The organism is Streptomyces bungoensis (assembly GCF_001514215.1).
GTDB lineage: Bacteria > Actinomycetota > Actinomycetes > Streptomycetales > Streptomycetaceae > Streptomyces > Streptomyces bungoensis.
In genome coordinates this window covers 400,419-419,541 of sequence record NZ_KQ948851.1, presented here as the reverse complement: position 1 = coordinate 419,541, position 19,123 = coordinate 400,419, and the positions used below count along the sequence as shown (strand labels likewise).

15 protein-coding genes are annotated in these 19,123 nt (G+C 74.3%); 5 read left to right on the top strand and 10 right to left on the bottom strand.

The genetic code is table 11. The features are described from left to right. Positions 1 to 15: 15 nt before the first annotated feature. The 3 genes from AQJ66_RS01610 to AQJ66_RS01600 are packed head-to-tail and all read right to left on the bottom strand — an operon-like array spanning position 16 to position 4,671. A complete protein-coding gene (locus AQJ66_RS01610; protein ID WP_061915222.1) occupies positions 16 to 2,265 on the bottom strand; it encodes a serine/threonine-protein kinase in 2,250 nt (749 codons plus the stop codon). After that, positions 2,262 to 3,959, bottom strand: a complete 1,698-nt coding sequence (locus AQJ66_RS40565; protein WP_061915219.1) for a S1 family peptidase — start codon at positions 3,957 to 3,959, stop codon at positions 2,262 to 2,264. Before AQJ66_RS40565 ends, AQJ66_RS01610 begins: the two co-directional genes overlap by 4 nt. Position 3,960: 1 nt before the next feature. Then, entirely contained in the window at positions 3,961 to 4,671 is a 711-nt protein-coding gene (locus AQJ66_RS01600) for a phosphoribosyltransferase (protein WP_079060013.1), read from the bottom strand. Positions 4,672 to 4,830: 159 nt separating this feature from the next. Between AQJ66_RS01600 and AQJ66_RS01595 the strand changes: the two genes are divergently transcribed. Together AQJ66_RS01595 and AQJ66_RS01590 are read left to right on the top strand one after the other, a co-directional pair. Continuing rightward, positions 4,831 to 5,607 carry a polysaccharide deacetylase family protein gene (locus AQJ66_RS01595; protein WP_061915216.1) on the top strand — a complete coding sequence of 259 codons (777 nt, stop codon included), beginning with the start codon at positions 4,831 to 4,833 and terminating at the stop codon, positions 5,605 to 5,607. A 98-nt stretch (positions 5,608 to 5,705) separates the two neighbouring features. Beyond that, positions 5,706 to 6,146 carry a hypothetical protein gene (locus AQJ66_RS01590; RefSeq protein WP_061915213.1) on the top strand — a complete coding sequence of 147 codons (441 nt, stop codon included), beginning with the start codon at positions 5,706 to 5,708 and terminating at the stop codon, positions 6,144 to 6,146. Positions 6,147 to 6,165: 19 nt separating this feature from the next. Here AQJ66_RS01590 and AQJ66_RS01585 read toward each other — a convergent pair whose 3' ends face one another. From AQJ66_RS01585 to AQJ66_RS01565, 5 genes are all read right to left on the bottom strand, one after another. Continuing rightward, complete coding sequence (locus AQJ66_RS01585; protein ID WP_061915210.1) at positions 6,166 to 7,317, bottom strand: XdhC family protein; 1,152 nt, start codon at positions 7,315 to 7,317, stop codon at positions 6,166 to 6,168. 48 nt (positions 7,318 to 7,365) lie between these two features. Continuing rightward, the gene (locus AQJ66_RS01580; protein ID WP_061915208.1) at positions 7,366 to 8,823 is read right to left on the bottom strand and encodes an NCS2 family permease; all 1,458 of its coding nucleotides are present in this window, start codon (positions 8,821 to 8,823) and stop codon (positions 7,366 to 7,368) included. Positions 8,824 to 8,967: 144 nt separating this feature from the next. After that, on the bottom strand, positions 8,968 to 11,352 hold the full coding sequence (locus AQJ66_RS01575) for a xanthine dehydrogenase family protein molybdopterin-binding subunit (protein ID WP_061915205.1): 2,385 nt from the start codon (positions 11,350 to 11,352) through the stop codon (positions 8,968 to 8,970). Positions 11,353 to 11,354: 2 nt separating this feature from the next. Then, complete coding sequence (locus tag AQJ66_RS01570; RefSeq protein ID WP_061915202.1) at positions 11,355 to 11,936, bottom strand: (2Fe-2S)-binding protein; 582 nt, start codon at positions 11,934 to 11,936, stop codon at positions 11,355 to 11,357. After that, positions 11,936 to 12,829: an FAD binding domain-containing protein gene (locus AQJ66_RS01565; protein WP_061915199.1), complete on the bottom strand. Its 894-nt coding sequence runs from the start codon at positions 12,827 to 12,829 to the stop codon at positions 11,936 to 11,938. The genes AQJ66_RS01570 and AQJ66_RS01565 overlap by 1 nt, the downstream gene beginning before the upstream one ends. A gap of 345 nt (positions 12,830 to 13,174) precedes the next feature. Here AQJ66_RS01565 and AQJ66_RS01560 point away from each other — a divergent pair, with 345 nt between their 5' ends. Beyond that, the gene (locus tag AQJ66_RS01560; protein WP_061915197.1) at positions 13,175 to 14,848 is read left to right on the top strand and encodes a PucR family transcriptional regulator; all 1,674 of its coding nucleotides are present in this window, start codon (positions 13,175 to 13,177) and stop codon (positions 14,846 to 14,848) included. A gap of 165 nt (positions 14,849 to 15,013) precedes the next feature. Then, on the top strand, positions 15,014 to 15,781 hold the full coding sequence (locus tag AQJ66_RS01555; RefSeq protein ID WP_061916612.1) for a hypothetical protein: 768 nt from the start codon (positions 15,014 to 15,016) through the stop codon (positions 15,779 to 15,781). Positions 15,782 to 16,103: 322 nt separating this feature from the next. Here the strand turns inward: AQJ66_RS01555 and AQJ66_RS01550 are convergent, their stop codons facing one another. Continuing rightward, positions 16,104 to 16,808, bottom strand: coding sequence for a GntR family transcriptional regulator (locus AQJ66_RS01550; RefSeq protein ID WP_079060061.1), 705 nt, complete (start codon positions 16,806 to 16,808; stop codon positions 16,104 to 16,106). 468 nt (positions 16,809 to 17,276) lie between these two features. Between AQJ66_RS01550 and AQJ66_RS01545 the strand changes: the two genes are divergently transcribed. Next, complete coding sequence (locus AQJ66_RS01545) at positions 17,277 to 18,314, top strand: DUF2637 domain-containing protein (protein ID WP_061915191.1); 1,038 nt, start codon at positions 17,277 to 17,279, stop codon at positions 18,312 to 18,314. A gap of 81 nt (positions 18,315 to 18,395) precedes the next feature. Here the strand turns inward: AQJ66_RS01545 and AQJ66_RS01540 are convergent, their stop codons facing one another. Beyond that, positions 18,396 to 18,875: an ATP-binding protein gene (locus AQJ66_RS01540; protein ID WP_208611257.1), complete on the bottom strand. Its 480-nt coding sequence runs from the start codon at positions 18,873 to 18,875 to the stop codon at positions 18,396 to 18,398. Between the last annotated feature and the right edge of the window lie 248 nt (positions 18,876 to 19,123).

The following is a 19,123-nucleotide window of genomic DNA, read 5'->3' as shown; positions in this document are numbered from 1 at the left end:
AGAGTTGCCGGAGCGTCAGAAGACGGACATCGGCCGTACGGCGTGCGCCAGGTCGAGCAGCCGGCCGTGCTCGCTCCCGGTCCGGGCCTGTGCGGCCAGCTGCCGGAAGGACTGCTCCAGAAGGAGGCGCAGGGAGTTCTCGGTGCCGGATCCGAGCAGGTCCCCGGCGGGGAACCGGGCTCCCCAGCCGCCTGCCGGGCGGCCGTGCAGGACGTTCTCCCGCACCTCGGCGACCAGCCGGGCCCGGGACTCGCCGGCGGCGGCGCCGCCGTCCAGGCGCAGCTCGGGCAGCCGCCGGGCCGCGTCCCGCAGGTCCGTCACCGACGGCGGGCGGTCGTGCAGGATGCCGGCGCGGACCCGGACGGCCGCCGTGCGGGCGGCGTCGTAGTGGCGGGAGGTGGAGGGGACCTCGTCCAGGACGCGTACGGCGGCGTCCCGGTCGCCGCCGGCCAGGTGGCCGCGGGCCAGGCCGAACGCGGCGGCGGTGTGGGCGAAGTCGCGGGCCCACACGGCCTCGTAGGCCCGCATCGCCCGGGCCGTGCCCTGGCCGGCGCCGTGCTCGGCGCAGTAGCCGAGGGCGAGCTTGGGCACGTACTCGCCGGGCAGCGCGCGGTAGACGGCCTCGAAGCGGCCGCCGGCCTGCGGCACCTCTCCCCTGCTCAGGTGCAGGACGCCGCGGTGCCAGGCGATGCGCCAGTCGTAGGCGGCGGCGCGTTCGCCGAGCAGGGTCTCGGCCTCGGCCAGCCAGTTCTCGGCCTCCTGCCGCCGGCCCTTCCTGAGGTAGGCGCGGCACAGCCACAGCGCGGTCTCGGGGGTGCCGAGCCGGGACTCGCGGGGCCACTGGAGGGCGACCCGGTCGGGGGCGTCGGGCGGGAAGGTGTCGAGCAGCAGCGCGGCGCCGTCGCCGGGGTCGGGCACCGGCTCGGGGAGGGCGCCGGCCACCTCGGCGGGGGGCGGCGGGGAGACGTCCAGTCCGGCGGGGTGCGGGCCGGTGCGGCCGGTCCAGTGGTGCAGGGCGGGCAGGGCGCCGAGCCCGGCGTCGAGGCTCGCGTCCGTGGCGCGGAACCGGGTGGAGCTCTCGGGCAGCTGCTCGCCGAACTGCAGCGAGCGGTACTCGCGCAGCACCTCCCACAGCTGGCGGGACATCTCGGCGGCCGAGCGGAACCGGGCGCGGGGTTCGGGATGGGTGGCGCGGTCGACGATCCGGCGGAAGGAGTCGGGGGCCAGGCCGCGCGCGGGCTCGGCGCCCCGGAACAGGGCCTGCAGGGTCATGCCGACGGTGTACAGGTCGCTGTCGACGTGCCAGCCCCTGCTCTCGATCTCCTCCTTGGGCGGGGCGAAGGTCGCGGTGTACACGTAGGCGGAGGTCCGGTCGCCCACGGCGCGGACCGCGCCGAGGTCGATGACCTTGATCGCCCGCCCGAAGTGGATGACGTTGGCGGGCTTCATGTCGCAGTAGAGCAGCCCGCGTTCGTGCAGGTACTGCAGGGCGCCGAGGATCTTGCAGCCGTAGGTGAGGACGTGGTCGAGTCGCGGGCGGCCCTGGAAGATCCGCTCGGCGTCGTCGGCGTCGAACAGCTGCTGCAGGGAGCGGCCGGCGATGTAGTCCATGACGAGGTAGCCGGTGGGCGGGCGGCCGGGGGCCTGGTGCTCGGCGTGGGTGATGATGCGGACGATGTCGGGGTGGTGCAGGTCGGTGAGCGAGCGGCGCTCCTCGACGGCGTTGCGGCGGGCGAGCGCGTCGTGGACGTCGATCATCCCCTTGAGGACGACGCGGTGGCCGTCGGCGTGGGTGTCCTCGGCGAGGTGGATCCAGCCCAGGCCGCCCCGGGCCAGGCAGCCGAGGATCCGGTAGTGCCGGTCGACCACGTTGCCCTTGTCCAGCTGGGGCAGGAAGGAGTACGGCGTGCCGCAGCGGGGGCAGCGGCCGGTGGCGCGGGGCGCCTGGCCGCCGTAGCCGACGCCGACGGTCATGGCGCAGCCGTTCGCGCCGCAGCGGCGGCCTCCGGGGGGCGGCCGGAAGTCCTCGATCAGGCCGCCCTCGGGAGCGGGCACGTCGGGCAGGACGACCAGCCCGTGCGGGTCGAGTTCGCCGACCCCGGCGACGGCGTGGACGGGCTGCGGGGCGGCCGGCTCGCCGGTGCCGGGGCCGGGCGGCACGGGCGGCGGCGCCGACGGGGTCTCGAGGTGCCGGTGGCCGCAGGTGTCGCAGTAGCCGGTGCCCATGATGCGGCCCGCGCAGCCGGGCCGGATGCACGAGGTCATGAGGCGCCTTCCCTCCCGGGTGCCGTGCCGGAGCAGAAACCGACGAACCGCTCCACGGCGTCCTCCGCGCGGTCCACGTCGCAGGGGGTCTGCCGGAGCAGCGTCAGGGCGTGTTCGTAGAGCCGGTAGGCCTCCATGACGCGGTCCCCCTGGGCGGCCGCGCGTTCCCGGCACAGCGGCCACGCGGCGGTGACGCGGCCGAGGAGTTCGGTGCGGCGGCGCAGCCGGGCCTCGAGGACGCCGTTGGCCTGTTCCAGGCGCAGGCGGCGGCGCTCGACGGCGTCCTCGAAGGTGAACAGCAGGTCGGCGCGGCCGGGTTCGCGCTCCCGGTCGGGGGTGTGGTCGACCCAGGCGCGCAGCATCCGGGTGCGCCGTACGCCCGCCTCGGCCTGGTCGACCAGCCGGGCGGCGGCGGGGTCGGGCAGCACGCGGTCGCGGCGCTCGTCGAGGGCGGGCCCCAACTCGTCGAGGATGCGCTCCAGTTCGCGGTGCAGCCGGGTCCAGCGGGCGCGCAGCGGGCGCTGGACGAAGGACTCCTCGGCCTGGGCCGCGTGACCGCCCCGGCGGCGGAAGACCAGGAGCAGCCGGGCTCCCTGCTGGGCCAGGTGGTCGAGCAGGCCGAGCAGGGCGTCGGGGTCGGCGGCCTGGTCGACGCCGGCCAGCACGGCGGCGAGCGGCACCCGCAGGGCGGCGAGCCGTTCGGGCCGGGGGTCGCCGCGGATGCCGAGCCGCTCGGCGATCCGGTCCATGACCTGACCGGCCGTCATGCCCTTGACGTCGAGGGCGAGATCGTGGCCGCCGGCCGGGGGTACGGTCTCGCGCGGGTCCCGGCCGAAGGCGCTGGTGTTCTGCCGGGTGCGCAGCTCGCGGTCGGCCAGGGTGACGGCGCGGGTCAGGGTCCAGGCTCGGGCGCCGCGGGCGGGGACCACGGTGACGAGCACCGGCCAGCCCTCGCCGCGGAACCAGGAGGCGAGTTCGGTGGCGAACGGCACGTCGAGCCGGCCCCCGGCGGCCGCGGTGCGCAGCGCGGGGTCGACGGCCTCGGCGCCGTCGGTCCAGGCGGCGACCTGCGGCAGATGGCTCAGGACGGTCTCGGTGGGGCTCATGTAGCTGAACACCGATCCCGGCCCCTCGCCGGCGCCCGCGTCGACACTGAGGACGATCCCGACGACCTCGCCGGTGGCGTGGTCGACCACTCCGCCGCCGCTGAAGCCCGGGGCGGCCAGTTCGCCCGGGGTCTGCGGGCGCAGTTGCACCTGGCTGTCCCGCCCGCGGGCGGCGACCAGGGTGGCGCCGTGCCAGCGGCCGCCGTCGTCGCCGGCCGGGAAGCCGTACATGCTCACCGGGCCGTGCGGCGCGGCGAGCCGGTAGAGGCGGGTGGGGTGTCCGGCCGGGCGGGGTGCGGCCAGCCGCAGCAGGGCCAGGTCGCCGATGCGGTCGCCGAAGGCGTCCTCCCGTTGCGGCACGTGCTCGTCCTCGCGGACGGTGGCGGCCACGCCGGGCACGCCGGGCACGCCGACGAAGTGGACGACGTAGGGCAGGCCGGGCCGGACGACGTGGGCGGCGGTGAGCACGCGGTCGGGGGCGAGCAGCACCCCGGCGCCCAGGACGCGCCCGTCCGGTGTTCCGACGCGCGCGATCCAGGACGGCGTCCGTAACCGCGATGTGACGGCTCGTTCCCCCGTGCCGGTCATGTCACCGAAGGTTACTCCGCGTGCCCTTCCGGTACCACTGGTGTGCCCGGGGTCCATCGGTGCCGCCGTGCGCGGGTGGGCGGAGCGCGTCGAGCACGTCGGCGTCGGTCAGCTGCCCGAAGTCGTCGTACCACTGGCCGACGGAGCTGAACGTGGCCGGCCGGTGCGGGCAGACGACGAGGTCGGCCTCGCCGGCGAGCCGGTCGCAGGAGTCGGGGGCGCCGACCGGGACGGCCAGGACCAGCCGGGCGGGCGCCCGCCGCCGTACGTGGCGCAGGGCGGCGCGGGCGGTGGCGCCGGTGGCCAGGCCGTCGTCGACGACGATCACCGTGCGGCCCGCCAGGTCGGGGGCGGGGCGGTCGCCGCGGTAGCGCCGTTCGCGCCGGGCCAGTTCGCGCCGCTCCCGCTCCACGACCGGGGCGAGCCGCTCCTCGGTCAGGCCCAGGTCGCCGAGGGTGCCGGTGTCGAAGAGGGGCGGGTCGCCGGGCGCGAGGGCGCCGACGGCGAACTCCTCGTGGCGCGGGGCGCCGATCTTGCGGACGACGAGCACGTCGAGCGGGGCGCCGAGGGCGCGGGCGACGGGCGCGGCCACGGGGATCCCGCCGCGGGGCAGGGCCAGCACGACGGGGTCGGGGAGTTCGCCCCTGCCCTGGAGTTCGCCGAGCAGGCCGGCGAGTTCGCGTCCGGCCTCGGCGCGGTCCCGGTAGCGCATGGCTGGTCCTCCCGCCGGAGTGCTGTGCTCCCCCGCACCTCCATGGTGCCGCATGCCAAAAATTCGCACACACGAGCTATACACGCTGTGTATAGTCCGGGCATGCCTCCAACGATCCCGTCCGACGAGCGCCCGCTCCCGCAGCCCGCACCCAGACAGATGCGCGGACCGGGCCGAAGGTTGCGTCCGGCGGTGCTCGCCTGCGTCGCCGCCTGCCTGGCCCTGACGCTGTCCGGCTGCGCGGAGGTCGACACGACCGCGCCGAGCACCGCGCGCGCCGACGCGGCACACGGGGCGCACGGGGCGCCGGCCCGGTTCGGCTCCGTCGACTGCCGCGAGGCGAAGTGCGTCGCGCTCACCTTCGACGCCGGCCCCAGCGAGAACTCGGCGCGGCTGCTCGACATCCTCAAGGAGAAGAAGGTCCCGGCCACCTTCTTCCTGCTCGGCAAGCGGCACATCGAGAAGTACCCGGAACTGGTCAGGCGGATGGCCGCCGAGGGCCACGAGGTCGCGAGCCACACCTGGGACCACAAGATCCTCACCCGCATCCCGGACGCGCGGATACGCGAGGAGCTCAAGCGGCCCGACGACGCCATAGAACGCCTCACCGGCCGCAGGCCCACCCTGATGCGGCCGCCGCAGGGCCGCACGGACGCCGACGTGCACCGGATCTGCAAGGAGATGGGCCTGGCGGAAGTGCTGTGGAGCGTGACCGCGAAGGACTACGAGACGGACGACTCCGCCCTGATCACCCGGCGCGTCCTCGACCAGGTGTCCCGGGACGGCATCATCCTGCTGCACGACATCTACCGGGGCACCGTGCCCGCCGTCCCCGGCGTCATCGACGCGCTGAAGGCCCGCGGCTACGTCTTCGTGACGGTCCCTCAGCTGCTGGCACCGGGCACGGCGGAGCCGGGGAAGGTGTACCGGCCCTGAGCGGCGCCGGGGCCGCGGCCGGCCGCCCGCTTGGACCGAAGAGGTGACGCGGGGGACGAACGCGCAGGTGACCGGCGCTCATTGCCTACGATCGTGGCGTGCCCTTCTTCTCCCTCGAACGCACCGTGCCCCTGCCCCTCGACGAGGCCTGGCGCCGGCTGACGGACTGGCCCCGCCACGGTGCCGCGGTGCCCCTCACCCGGATCACCGTCGTCACGTCCACGCCGACCCACGAGGGCACCCGCTTCGTGGCCCGGTCGGGCATCGGGCCCCTCGGCTTCGACGACCCGATGGACGTCACGCTCTGGCGCCCGCCGGCGGACGGCGAGCCGGGGCTGTGCCGCCTGGAGAAACGCGGGCGGGTGATGCTGGGCTGGGCCGAGATCGAGGTCCGGCCGGGGCCGGGCGGCCGGGCCCGGGTGGTATGGCGCGAGGAGCTGAGCGTCCGCTTCCTGCCCCGCGTCCTCGACGGCGTCGTGGCGTTCACGGCGCGCACGGTCTTCGGACGCGCGGCGAACCGGCTGCTCAGGCGGGCGTGAGCAACCCGGCGGTCCGCGCTCAGGCCACCGACCCGATCCGCCGGGCCCCTTCCGGTGCCGCGTCGTGATGGATCGGGGTGCGGGCGCCCGTCAGCGGCACCCCGCTGCCGCCGCGCCGGTTCGCGACGATCTCCGCGGCGATGGACAGGGCCGTCTCCTCGGGCGTACGGGCCCCGAGGTCCAGGCCGATCGGGGACCGCAGCCGCGCCAGTTCCAGGTCCGTGACGCCGGCCTCGCGCAGGCGCGCCAGGCGGTCCAGGTGGGTGCGGCGGGAGCCCATGGCGCCGACGTAGGCGACCGGCAGGCGCAGGGCGACCTCGAGCAGCGGTACGTCGAACTTGGCGTCGTGGGTGAGAACGCACAGCACGGTACGGCCGTCGACCTCGGTGCGCTCCAGGTAGGTGTGGGGCCACTCGACGACGATCTCGTCGGCCTCCGGGAAGCGGTCCCGGGTGGCGAAGACCGGGCGCGCGTCGCACACCGTGACGTGGTGGCCGAGGAACTTGCCGACCCGGACCAGCGCGGAGGCGAAGTCGATCGCGCCGAAGACGATCATGCGGGGGGCCGGGACGGACGACTCCACCAGAACGGTGAGCGGGGCGCCGCAGCGCGAGCCCTGTTCGCCGATCTCCAGGGTGCCGGTGCGGCCCGCGTCCAGGAGGGCGCCCGCCTCCGCGGCGACCGTACGGTCCAGTTCGGGGTGGGCACCGAAGCCGCCCTCGGGGGAGCCGTCGGGGCGGACCAGCAGGGCCCGGCCCCGCAGCTGCGCCGGGCCCGACACGATCCGTGCGAGCGCCGCCGCCTCCCCGCGTGCGGCTGCGGCCAGCGCGGAGGCGACCACCGGCCGGGCGGGACCGTCCGCCCGGACCGGTGTGACGAGGATGTCGATGACGCCGCCGCAGGTCAGGCCGACGGCGAACGCGTCCTCGTCGCTGTAGCCGAAGCGCTCCAGGACGGTCTGGCCGTCCTGGAGCGCCTGCCGGCACAGCTCGTACACGGCGCCCTCCACGCACCCCCCGGAGACCGAGCCGACGGCCGTGCCGTCCGCGTCCACCGCAAGGGCGGCGCCGGGCCGGCGCGGGGCGCTGCCGCCGACGGCCACCACGGTGGCGACGGCGAACTCACGGCCCTGCTCGGCCCACCGGTTCAGCTCCTCGGCGATGTCCAGCATCTCTCGGTCTCCTCACGGGGGTTCTGGTACGGCGGGCCCGGCGGTCGGCTAGTGGGCGCCCAGCCACGCCTCGATCGGGTGAAGGGCGAAGTAGACGATGAAGATCGCCGTCAAACCCCACATGAAGGCGCCGATCTCGCGGGCCTTGCCCTGGGCGGTCTTGATGGCCGCGTAGGAGATGACGCCCGCGGCCACACCGGTGGTGATGGTGTAGGTGAACGGCATCAGGACCACGGTGAGGAACACCGGGATCGCGGTGGCGCGGTCGGCCCAGTCCACGTGCCGGGCGTTCATCAGCATCAGGGCGCCGATGACCACCAGGGCGGCGGAGGCGACCTCCTGCGGGACGATCGCCGTGACCGGGGTGAAGAACAGGCACGCCGCGAAGAACAGGCCGGTGACCACGGACGACAGACCGGTGCGGGCGCCTTCGCCGACACCCGTGGCCGACTCGATGAACACGGTCTGGCCGGAGCCGCCCGCCACCCCGCCGATCGCGCCGCCGGCGCCGTCGATGAACAGCGCCTTGGACAGGCCCGGCATCCGGCCCTTGTCGTCGGCGAGGCCGGCCTCGGTGCCGACGCCGATGATGGTGGCCATCGCGTCGAAGAACCCGGCGAGGACGAGGGTGAAGACGATCAGGCCGACCGTCATCGCGCCGACCTTGCCCCAGCCGCCGAACGCGACGTGCCCGAAGAGCGAGAAGTCCGGCATCGAGACGGCGCTGCCGTGCAGTTCGGGGGTGCCGCCCGCCCACTGCCCGGGGGCGATGACGCCGAGGCCGTTGAGGACGGCCGCGACGACGGTGCCGGAGACGATGCCGATGAGAATGGCGCCGGGGACGCCCCGGGCCTGGAGCATGAAGATCAGCAGCAGGGTGCCGGCGAAGAGCAGGACCGGCCAGCCGGCGAGTTCCCCGGCGGGGCCGAGGGTGATCGGGGTGGCCTTGCCCTGGTGCACGAAGCCGGACTTGTAGAACCCGATGAGGGCGATGAACAGGCCGATGCCCATGGTGATGCCGTGCTTGAGCGCGAGCGGGATCGCGTTCATGATCATCTCGCGCAGGCCGGTGACGACCAGCAGCATGATGACCACGCCGTACATCACGCACATGCCCATGGCCTGCGGCCAGGTCATCTGCGGGGCCACCTGCGAGGACAGCACGCCGGAGACGGACAGGCCGGCGGCGAGCGCGAGCGGCGCCTTGCCGACGAAGCCCATCAGGAGCGTGGTGAAGGCCGCCGCGAACGCGGTCGCGGTGATGAGGGCCTTCTGGCCGAGCGTGTCCCCGGCCGCGTCCTTGCCGGACAGGATCAGGGGGTTGAGCAGGAGGATGTAGGCCATCGCCATGAAGGTGGTGATGCCGCCGCGCACCTCACGCGCGACCGTGGATCCTCTGCCGGATATGTGGAAGTACCGGTCGAGCCAGGACCGTCCGGCCGGGACGCGGGCACCTTCGCCCGCGTCGTCGGCTGCGGTCCTCGGCTCCACTGACTGCTGGGTCATGGGCCAACTCCCAAGGTTCACAGGGGCACCCGCCCGCCAGGGGCGGCGAGGGGGATTTGGGAAGTGCATGACCCGGGGGACGGCCCGGCACTGCACGCTGGTGGGGCCGGCGCCGGGAACGAGCGGTCGCCCGGCGCCGGGGTGTCACGCAGTACCGGTGAGATGCTCGGGCCGGACCGGCGTGCGGTTGAGCTCCAGCCCCGTCGCGTTCCGGATCGCCGCGAGGACGGCCGGGGTGGACGACAGGGTGGGGGCCTCGCCGATGCCGCGCAGCCCGTACGGGGCGTGGTCGTCGGCGAGTTCGAGCACGTCGACGGGGATGGTCGGCGTGTCGAGGATCGTGGGGATGAGGTAGTCCGTGAAGGAGGGGTTCCTGACCTTCGCGGTCTTCGGGTCGACGATGATCTCCTCCATCACCGCCACGCCCAGCCCCTGCGTCGTGCCGCCCTGGATCTGGCCGATGACGGACAGCGGGTTGAGCGCCTTGCCGACGTCCTGCGCGCAGGCCAGTTCGACGACCTTGACCAGGCCGAGTTCGGTGTCGACCTCGACGACGGCGCGGTGCGCGGCGAAGGAGTACTGCACGTGGCCGTTGCCCTGGCCGGTGCGCAGGTCGAAGGGCTCGGTCGGCCGGTGCCGCCACTCCTCCTCGACCTCGACGGCCTCGTCGCCGAGGACGTCCACCAGGTCGGCCAGCACCTCGCCGCCGTCGGTGACGACCTTGCCGCCCTCCAGCAGGAGTTCGGCCGTCGCCCAGGCCGGGTGGTGACTGCCGAACCTGCGGCGCCCGATCTCCAGGACCTTCTCGCGGACCAGTTCGCAGGCGTTCTTCACCGCGCCGCCCGTGACGTACGTCTGCCGGGAGGCCGAGGTCGAACCGGCGCTGCCCACCTGGGTGTCGGCCGGGTGGATGGTGACCTGGGCGACGCCCAGCTCGGTGCGGGCGATCTGCGCGTGGACGGTGACACCGCCCTGCCCGACCTCCGCCATCGCGGTGTGCACGGTGGCCACCGGCTCGCCGGCGATCACCTCCATCCGCACCCGGGCGGTGGAGTAGTCGTCGAAGCCCTCGGAGAAGCCGACGTTCTTGATGCCGACCGCGTAGCCGACACCGCGGACGACGCCCTCGCCGTGGGTGGTGTTGGACAGGCCGCCGGGCAGCTGGCGCACGTCGGCGCCCTCGCTGGACTCCCACTGGCGCTCGGGCGGCATGGGCATCGCCTTGACGCGGCGCAGGAGTTCGGCGACCGGGGCCGGGGAGTCGACCCGCTGCCCGGTCGGCAGGAGCGTGCCCTGCTCCATGGCGTTCAGCCGCCGGAACTCCACCGGGTCCATGCCCAGTTCCTTCGCCAGCTTGTCCATCTGCGCCTCGTAGGCGAAGCACGCCTGGACCGCGCCGAAACCGCGCATCGCGCCGCACGGCGGGTTGTTGGTGTAGAGCGCGATCGCCTCGATGTCCACGTCGTCGACGACGTACGGCCCGACGGACAGCGACGAGGCGTTGCCGACGACCGCCGGGGAGGCGGAGGCGTAGGCGCCGCCGTCCAGGACGATCCGGCACTTCAGGTGCGTCAGCTTGCCGTCGCGGGTGGCCCCGTGCTCGTAGTAGAGCTTCGCCGGGTGGCGGTGGACGTGCCCGAAGAAGGACTCGAACCGGTTGTAGACGATCTTCACGGGCTTGCCGGTGCGCAGCGCCAGCAGGCAGGCGTGGATCTGCATCGACAGGTCCTCGCGGCCGCCGAACGCGCCGCCGACGCCGGCCAGCGTCATGCGCACCTTCTCCGGCGGCAGGCCGAGCACCGGGGCCATCTGGCGCAGGTCGCTGTGCAGCCACTGGGTGGCGATGTAGAGGTGGACGCCGCCGTCCTCCTCGGGGACGGCGAGGCCGGACTCGGGGCCGAGGAAGGCCTGGTCCTGCATGCCGAAGGTGTACTCGCCCTCGACGATGACGTCGGCCCGCTCGCGGGCCTTCGCCACGTCGCCGCGGACGATCGGCTGGCGGTGCACGACGTTGGGGTGCGGGACGTGGCCCACGTGGTGGTCGTCGCGGTTCTCGTGGACGAGGATCGCGTCCGGGGCGGTCGCGGACGCCTCGTCGGTGATGACGGGCAGTTCCCGGTACTCGACCCTGATCTTCGCGGCGGCCCGGCGGGCCGTCTCGGGGTGGTCGGCGGCGACGATCGCGACGGGCTCGCCGTGGTGGCGCACCTTGCCGTGGGCGAGCACCGGGGTGTCCTGGATCTCCAGGCCGTAGTTCCGCACCTCGGTGGGCAGGTCGTCGTACGTCATGACGGCGTACACGCCGGGCAGGGCCAGGGCCTCGGAGGTGTCGATGGAGACGATCTCGGCGTGCGCGACGGTGGAGCGCAGGATCTGGCCCCAGAGCATGTCCTCGTGCCACATGTCGGACGAGTAGGCGAACTCGCCGGTGACCTTGAGGGTGCCGTCCGGGCGGAGCGTGGACTCGCCGATGCCGCCCCTGGTCCGCGAGCCCTGCGTGATCTTCGTGGGTGCGCCGTTGGCCGGCATGCTCAGACCCCCTCGGACTGGCGGGCGGCCGCAAGGCGGACCGCGTCCATGATCTTCTCGTAGCCCGTGCAGCGGCACAGGTTGCCCGACAGCGCCTCGCGGATGTCCGCGTCGGTCGGGTTCGGGTTGCGCTCCAGGAGTTCGTCGGAGGCGACGAGCAGGCCCGGGGTGCAGAAGCCGCACTGGACGGCGCCGGCGTCGATGAACGCCTGCTGGACGGGGCTGAGCCCGGCGCCCTCGCCGGTCCGCGAGTCGGTGCCCTTGGCCTGCCACCCCCTGGCCTCGTCGAGCGAGGTGCCCTGCGTGCCGCAGGAGCCGGTGGAGCAGGAGCGCTGCCGGGCATGATCCGCCAGGCCCTCGACGGTCACCACCTCGCGGCCCTCGACCTGTCCGGCCGCGACCAGGCAGGAGCACACGGGCACGCCGTCCAGGCGCACGGTGCACGAGCCGCACTCGCCCTGCTCGCAGGCGTTCTTCGAACCGGGCAGGCCGAGGCGCTCGCGCAGGACGTACAGCAGGGACTCGCCCTCCCAGACGTCGTCGGCCTCCTGCGGGCGTCCGTTGACGGTGAAGTTGACGCGCATCACGCAGCTCCCTCGGTGGTGCGGCGGGTGCCGCGGTACGACTCCCAGGTCCAGGTGAGCGTCCGGCGGGCCATCACGCCGACCGCGTGGCGGCGGTAGCTCGCGGTGCCCCGGACGTCGTCGATCGGGTTGCAGGCGGCCGCGCACAGGTCCGCGAACTGCTTGGCGACCGACGGGGTGACGATCTTGCCGTTGTCCCAGAAGCCGCCCTCCTCGAGCGCCGCGTTCAGGAACTCCTCGGCGGCCTTCGCCCGCACCGGCGTGGGCGCGGCCGAGCCGATGCCGGTGCGCACGGTCCGGGTCCGCGGGTGCAGGGCGAGGCCGAAGGCGCACACGGCGATGACCATGGCGTTGCGGGTGCCCACCTTCGAGTACTGCTGGGGGCCGTCCGCCTTCTTGACGTGCACGGCGCGGATCAGCTCGTCGGGGGCGAGGGCGTTGCGCTTGACGCCGGTGTAGAACGCGTCGATCGGGATGCGGCGGGTGCCGCGCGCCGCCGACTCCGCCTCGACCTCGGCGCCGGCCGCGAGGAGGGCGGGGTGGGCGTCGCCGGCGGGCGAGGCGGTGCCGAGGTTGCCGCCGACGCCGCCGCGGTTGCGGATCTGCGGGGAGGCCACCGTGTGCGAGGCGAGCGCGAGGCCCGGCAGCTCGGCGCGGAGGTGCTCCATGATCTGCGCGTAGGGGACGGAGGCGCCCAGCCGCACGCTCTCCTCGCCGACCTCCCACTCGTAGAGGTCGCCGACGCGGTTCAGGTCGAGCAGGTACTCGGGCCGGCGGTGGTCGAAGTTGATCTCGACCATCACGTCGGTGCCACCCGCAATCGGCACAGCGGTGGGGTGCTCGGCCTTCGCGGCGAGCGCCTCCTCCCAGCTGGCGGGGCGAAGGAAGTCCATGACCGGCTCTCTTCTTCGTCTCGTGAGTCGTACGGAATTGAGCCAGATCCGGGTGCGGCGGGCGCGGCTCGTTCCTGTGCTGTTTACGCGGAGTGGACTCATTACACGGCCGCGTACTCCGGCGGGGTCAGTCACCGAAACCATGAAGGAGTTGGCTGGCCAGGGCGATCGTCTTGTAGATTCGTATGAACGGAGGTCATCGGTAACCTCTCCGATTCCCCGGGGAAACGCAGGTGACGGCCCCCGCGGCCCCGGCAGGCGGCCCGCACGCGCCCACACCACGCCTTCCCCGGCCCCCGTCCGAGATTCATCGTAGGTTTCGAGACACAGAACGGCGGCGACGAGATGCGGCTGCGCGCACTGCTGGACACCGATGCGCTGGGGCTGCGGCTGCTCGGCGGCGAGGACGAGCTGGACCGCTCCGTGCGCGGGGTGATGACCACCGACCTGCGCGATCCGAGCCGCTACCTGTCCGGCGGCGAGCTGGTGCTGACGGGCCTGGCCTGGCGGCGGGACGCGGCCGACTCCGAGCCGTTCGTGCGGATCCTGGTGCAGGCCGGGGTGGCGGCGCTGGCGGCCGGCGAGGCCGAGCTGGGCGCCGTGCCGGACGACCTGGTGCTGGCCTGCGCCCGGCACCGGATGCCGCTGTTCGCGGTGCACGAGTCGGTGGCGTTCGCGACGATCACCGAGCACGTCGTACGGCAGGTCTCCGGTGAGCGGGCCGGGGACCTGGCGGCCGTGGTGGACCGGCACCGGCGGATGATGACCTCGGGTCCGGCGGGCGGCGGCCCGGACGTGGTGCTGGACCTGCTCGGCTCCGACCTGGACCTGCGCGCCTGGGTGCTGTCGCCGACCGGCCGGCTGATAGCGGGCCCCAAGGTGGCGGGCCCCGCGCTGCCCGCCGACACCTGCGCCAGGCTGGCCGCCGAGCACCTGGCGGCCACCCGCTCGGGCCGGCGCGGCCCGCACCGCGTGCAGCTCGACCGGACGACGTACTCCCTCTTCCCGATCCGCTCCTCCGGCCGCGCCCCGCAGACCGCCCGCGACGTGCGCGAGACGGTCCTGTCGGACTGGCTGCTGGCCGTCGAGGCGGACGCCGGGGACTGGCCCGCGGAGCGCCTGGACCTGCTCCAGGGCGTCACCCAGCTGATCGCCGTCGAACGGGACCGGCGCGACGCGGCCCGCACGGTGCGGCGGCGGCTCGCGCAGGAGGTGCTGGAGCTGGTGCAGACGGGCGCGGCGCCCGCCGAGATCGCCGCGCGCCTGCGGGTGGCGGCGCCGGTGCTGCTGCCCGGGCTCGGCGCGGCACCGCACTGGCAGGTGGTGGTGGCCCGCGTCGAGTGGGAGGGCGGGGAGATCGAGGGCGGCCCGGTCGCCCAGTCCCTGCTGGAGGAGGTCCTGGTCGACCCGCAGGCCACCGGCCCGGAGCCCTCGGACCGCATCGCCGTCGCCCACACCGGCGACGAGGCGATCGCCCTCGTGCCGCTGCCCGCGATGTCCTCCGAGCACGACGGGTCGGAGACGGGCCTGCTCGCGGACGTGCTGCTGCGGGCCGTCCGGGAGTCGCTGTCGGCGGGCCTGGACGACGACGGGCGGCTCACCCTCGGCGTCAGCGCCGCCGTGCACTCGGCGGAGGGGCTGCGCGGCGCCCTGGAGGAGGCCCGGCACGCCCGCCGGGTGGCCGCGGCCCGCCCCGGCCGGGTCTGCGCGGCCGGCCACCAGGAGCTGGCCTCGCACGTGCTGCTGCTGCCCTTCGTCCCCGACGACGTGCGCCGCGCCTTCACGGCCCGCCTGCTGGACCCGCTGGAGGACTACGACCGGCGCCACCGCGCCGAGCTGATCCCGACCCTGGAGGCGTTCCTGGACTGCGACGGCTCCTGGACGCGCTGCGCCACCCGGCTGCACCTGCACGTCAACACGCTGCGCTACCGGGTCGGCCGGATCGAGCAGTTGACGGGACGGGACCTGTCGCGCCTGGAGGACAAGCTGGACTTCTTCCTGGCGCTGCGGATGAGCTGAGGCCGGGCGGCGGTGACGGGACTTATCACGTCACGGCTTCGCCCCACGACTTTGTGAAAACTTTCACCCACCCTCTTGGCCCGGCGCGGGCATTGGTGCTGGAATGCGGCCACCACTCAACAGCTCGATGGCGTGCTCGGGGAGGGCAACGTGGCGCATCCCGCCATGTCTGGTAACGGAACGACCCCAGGTGACGATCCTCTCCAGACCGCGGTGTGGCGGCTGCGCTCGCGGGCCTGCTGGGCCGACGCGGCGGCCCTGCTGCCCGTGGACACCCCGGCCGGGGCGCTGCAACGGGCCTCGCTGCTCGTGGAGCGGTGCCTGTACACGGAGCGGGGCTGGCAGGAGGCGGAGGACGCCCTGCGGACGGCGGAGGCGCTGGCGCACACCGACGACGAGCGGGGGGCCGCCGCCTGCGAGCGCGGGCAGCTCGCCTACGCGGCGACGCTGCACCGGGTGCGCGACCGGGCGGACGAGGCACGGGCGGCGCTCGGCCGGGCGGCCGCGCTGATCCCTCCGGGGGCGGTGGGGCGGGCGCTGCTGGACTTCCGGCGGGGGCTGCTGGCGGAGAACCTGACGCACGCCCCGCAGGCGGCCCGGGCCGCCTACCGGCGCGCGCACGCCGGGGCCACCGCGCACCCCGATCCGCTGCTGCTGTCGTTCACCTGGCGCCACCTGGCCGGACTCGCGCTGCGGGACGGCGAGTTGAGCGAGGCGCGGCACGGCTTCGCCGAATCGCTGCGGATCCTGGAGGAGCTGGGCTACCTGGTGGGCACGGCACCCGCCCTGGCCTCACTGGCCCAGACGGAGCCGGAACCGGAGGCGTCGCGGCTGCGGGAGGAGGCCGGGCGGCTGTTCCGCCTGCTGGGCGGCGTACCGACGTGGCTGGCCCGGCAGTTGGCGCCGCCGGAGCCGGGGGTGGCTACGGCGTAGGGGGCCCGGGCCCGGGGGGCGGCCTCGCAGCGATCACCGAGCCCCCTGGTCCCGCCGCTCCGCGCGGCGCGCGGGCAGCCGCCCCAGGCCCCTGGTGCGCCCACGGCCGCTCACCCCGCCTCCGGCGCTCCCCCGGCGGGCGCCGTGAGCGGGACGGGCCCGACCCTCGCTGACCGACGAGCAGGTGCTCAGCGAAGCGGCACACGTGCTCGACCCCCACATGCGCCGCTTCACCCGCAAGCTGCGGCACGCCCGGGCCAGGCTCTGAGACGGATCCGCACCCGGTAGTGGGGACCGCGCCCGCAGCGGACGTCGCGCGCGGTCAGCAGGCGCCGGCGAAGTGTTCTTCCAGCAGGTCGCGGATCACGTCCAGGTCGCGGGCGATCAGCGCGTCCAGCAGGGTCGTGTGTTCCGCCGCGTCGGCCAGCAGGTGGGGCCGGGCGTGGCGGGCCCGGGGCCACTGGGAGCGGCGGTGGAGGTCGTCCACCGTCCGGACCAGTTGCCGGTTGCCGGACAGGGACAGCACCGCGCGGTGGAAGGCGCGGTCGGACTCCGCGTACGTCGCCGGGCAGCCCGAGGAGGCGGCGCGCACCGTGTCCTCGGCCAGCGGGCGCAGGCCGGCCCACTGCTCGGCGGGTACCGTGCGGGCCAGGCGCAGCATCACCGGCACCTCGATCAGCGCCCGCACCTCCGCCAGCTCGGCCAGCTCGCGGGCGCCGCGCTCGACGACGCGGAAGCCGCGGTTGGGCACGACCTCGACGGCGCCCTCCAGGGCGAGCTGCTGCATGGCCTCCCGGACCGGCGTCGCCGAGACCCCGAAGCGGTCGCCGAGGGCCGGCGCCGAGTAGACCTCGCCGGGCCTCAGCTCGCCCGCGACCAGGGCCGTGCGCAGCGCGTCGAGTATCTGCCCGCGGACCGAGGAGCGCCGCACCTCGGAGCGCGGGCCGGGGATCGGCCGCTCACCGTGCGTGTGCTCGCCCCGCGCGGTCGGGGCCGCCGCCTGCGCCCGGGCAGCGCCCTGCGGCATGGCGGCACCCTGCACGCGCTGCTCCACGGGTCCTCCTCCGGGCGGTCGGCACTTGGGGTCATTAACGGCAGGTTGTTACTTGTCCGTCAAGCACCTTAGGCGTACAAGGCGACAATTCAAACCCCCGTTCGGAAGAGGGAAGGCCGGCCTCGCCCGACCCTCCATGCTTCGTGCGGGCCGCGGCACCCGTCCGCTTCCACTAAGATCACCGCCAGTCGGGTCACCCGGCGCCCGGACGGCGATTCACCACTTCCTCACTTCACACGGGAACTTTCCCGGGAACCATCCGTACGGGTAGTCTTATTCGAACTCAACTCCCGCCCCTCATGCGGCAGTTCGAGCAGATCGTCGTCCCGGGCATCCCCTTGCACCTTTATGGCGGCCTCTTGCCCCGAAACCCCCTGAGGGCCGTCGGGTGTGGGCCACTATGGCGGGCGTTACGCCCTATCCCAATGCAAGGGACCCCTGATGAGACTGACCGACATATCGCTGAACTGGCTGCTTCCGGGCGCCGTGCTGCTCCTGGGCATGCTGGTCGCGGTGGCGGTGCTCGCGCGCAGCAAGCGCTCCTCCGGGGAGAACGCGAGCGCGGACGACTCGTGGGAGCGCAGCGAGGAGCGCCGCCGGCGCAAGGAGGCCATCTACGGCACCGCCTCCTACGTGCTCCTGTTCTGCTGTGCGGCCGTCGCGGCCGCCCTGTCCTTCCACGGCCTCGTCGGCTTCGGCGAACAGAACCTCGGCCTGACCGACGGCTGGCAGTACCTGGTGCCGTTCGGCCTGGACGGCGCGGCGATGTTCTGCTCCGTCCTCGCGGTGCGCGAGGCCAGCCACGGTGACGCGGCCCTCGGCTCCCGGATACTCGTGTGGCTGTTCGCGGCGGCGGCGGCCTGGTTCAACTGGGTGCACGCGCCCCGGGGCATCGGGCACGCGGGCGCCCCGCAGTTCTTCTCCGGCATGTCGCTGTCCGCGGCCGTCCTGTTCGACCGCGCGCTGAAGCAGACCCGCCGGGCCGCGCTGCGCGAGCAGGGCCTGGTGCCGCGTCCGCTGCCGCAGATCCGCATCGTGCGCTGGCTGCGGGCCCCCCGCGAGACCTACCGCGCCTGGTCGCTGATGCTCCTGGAGGGCGTGCGCAGCCTGGACGAGGCCGTGGAGGAGGTCCGCGAGGACACGCGGCAGAAGGAGGAGTCGCGCCGGCGCAGGCGCGACCAGCAGCGCATGGAGCGCGCCCAGCTGAAGGCCATAAGCCGGGGCCACCGCGGCTTCGCCGGACGTGGCGGCCGCCAGGTCGAGGTGCAGGCCGTGGAGCGCGGCTCCGCATCCGCCACCGCGGAGCCTGCCATATCCGCGCCCGAGCTGCCCGTACGCTCTCGGCCCTCCCTTCAGCCGGTCCGCAAGAGCGGTGAGCCGCTCACCGTCGACCTCACCGCGGAGGACGACACCATGGCCCTGCCGCGCCTGGACTCCCTGGAGCGCAAACTGAAGGACCTGGAGCAGCAGTTCGGCTAGGCCGGCGCAGCATCGACACGGGACGGGGCGTGACCGCACGGGTCACGCCCCGTCCCGTTCCTGCCACGGCGCCGACCGCTGTCAGGCTGCCTCGGCGCCGAGCTCGAACCACACCGACTTGCCCACCCCGTGCGGCCGTACACCCCAGGCGTCCGCGAGGGACTGCACCAGCACCATCCCCCGGCCGTGGGTGTCCTCCTGCGTGTCCGGCGCGCACACGCGCGGTCTGCGGGCCACGAAGTCCCGGACCTCCACGCGCAGTCCGTGCGGCAGGACGACCGCGGTCAGGACGGCGTCGTCGTCGGTGTGGACGAGGGCGTTGGTGACGAGTTCGGTGGCCAGCAGTTCGGCGATGTCCGAGCGGCCCGGCCTCCCCCAGTGCCGCAGCAGCCGGCGCAGCTCCCGGCGCGCCTCGGGCACCGCCCTCAGGTCCGCCCGCCCCAGTCTCCGCCTGAGCTGGGACGGGTGCGCCCGGTCCGTGATGGTGTCGGTCTCTTCCCCCGCCTCCGCCGAGGAGGCCCCGATGGCCACGGGACCGCCTCCTCGTGCCTGACTGTTCATGACCCCCGCCCGCACGTCGCCTGACCCTTGCCCCTCCTGGTCGAACACGTTCACGGGGATCCATGCCCACCGGGCAACCGGGCAGTCCTGGGCCCTCACCGACCGTTACCAGTTCGGCCACCGTCCGCCACGCTCCGGCCCGGCGCGCGGACGCCGTCGCGCCCGCGCCCGGCCCGGCAGCAGCACCGTATGGCGCCTCCCGTGTCCCAGCACGGGCGGAGCGGCACCTTCCGCACCGGTTGTCGACG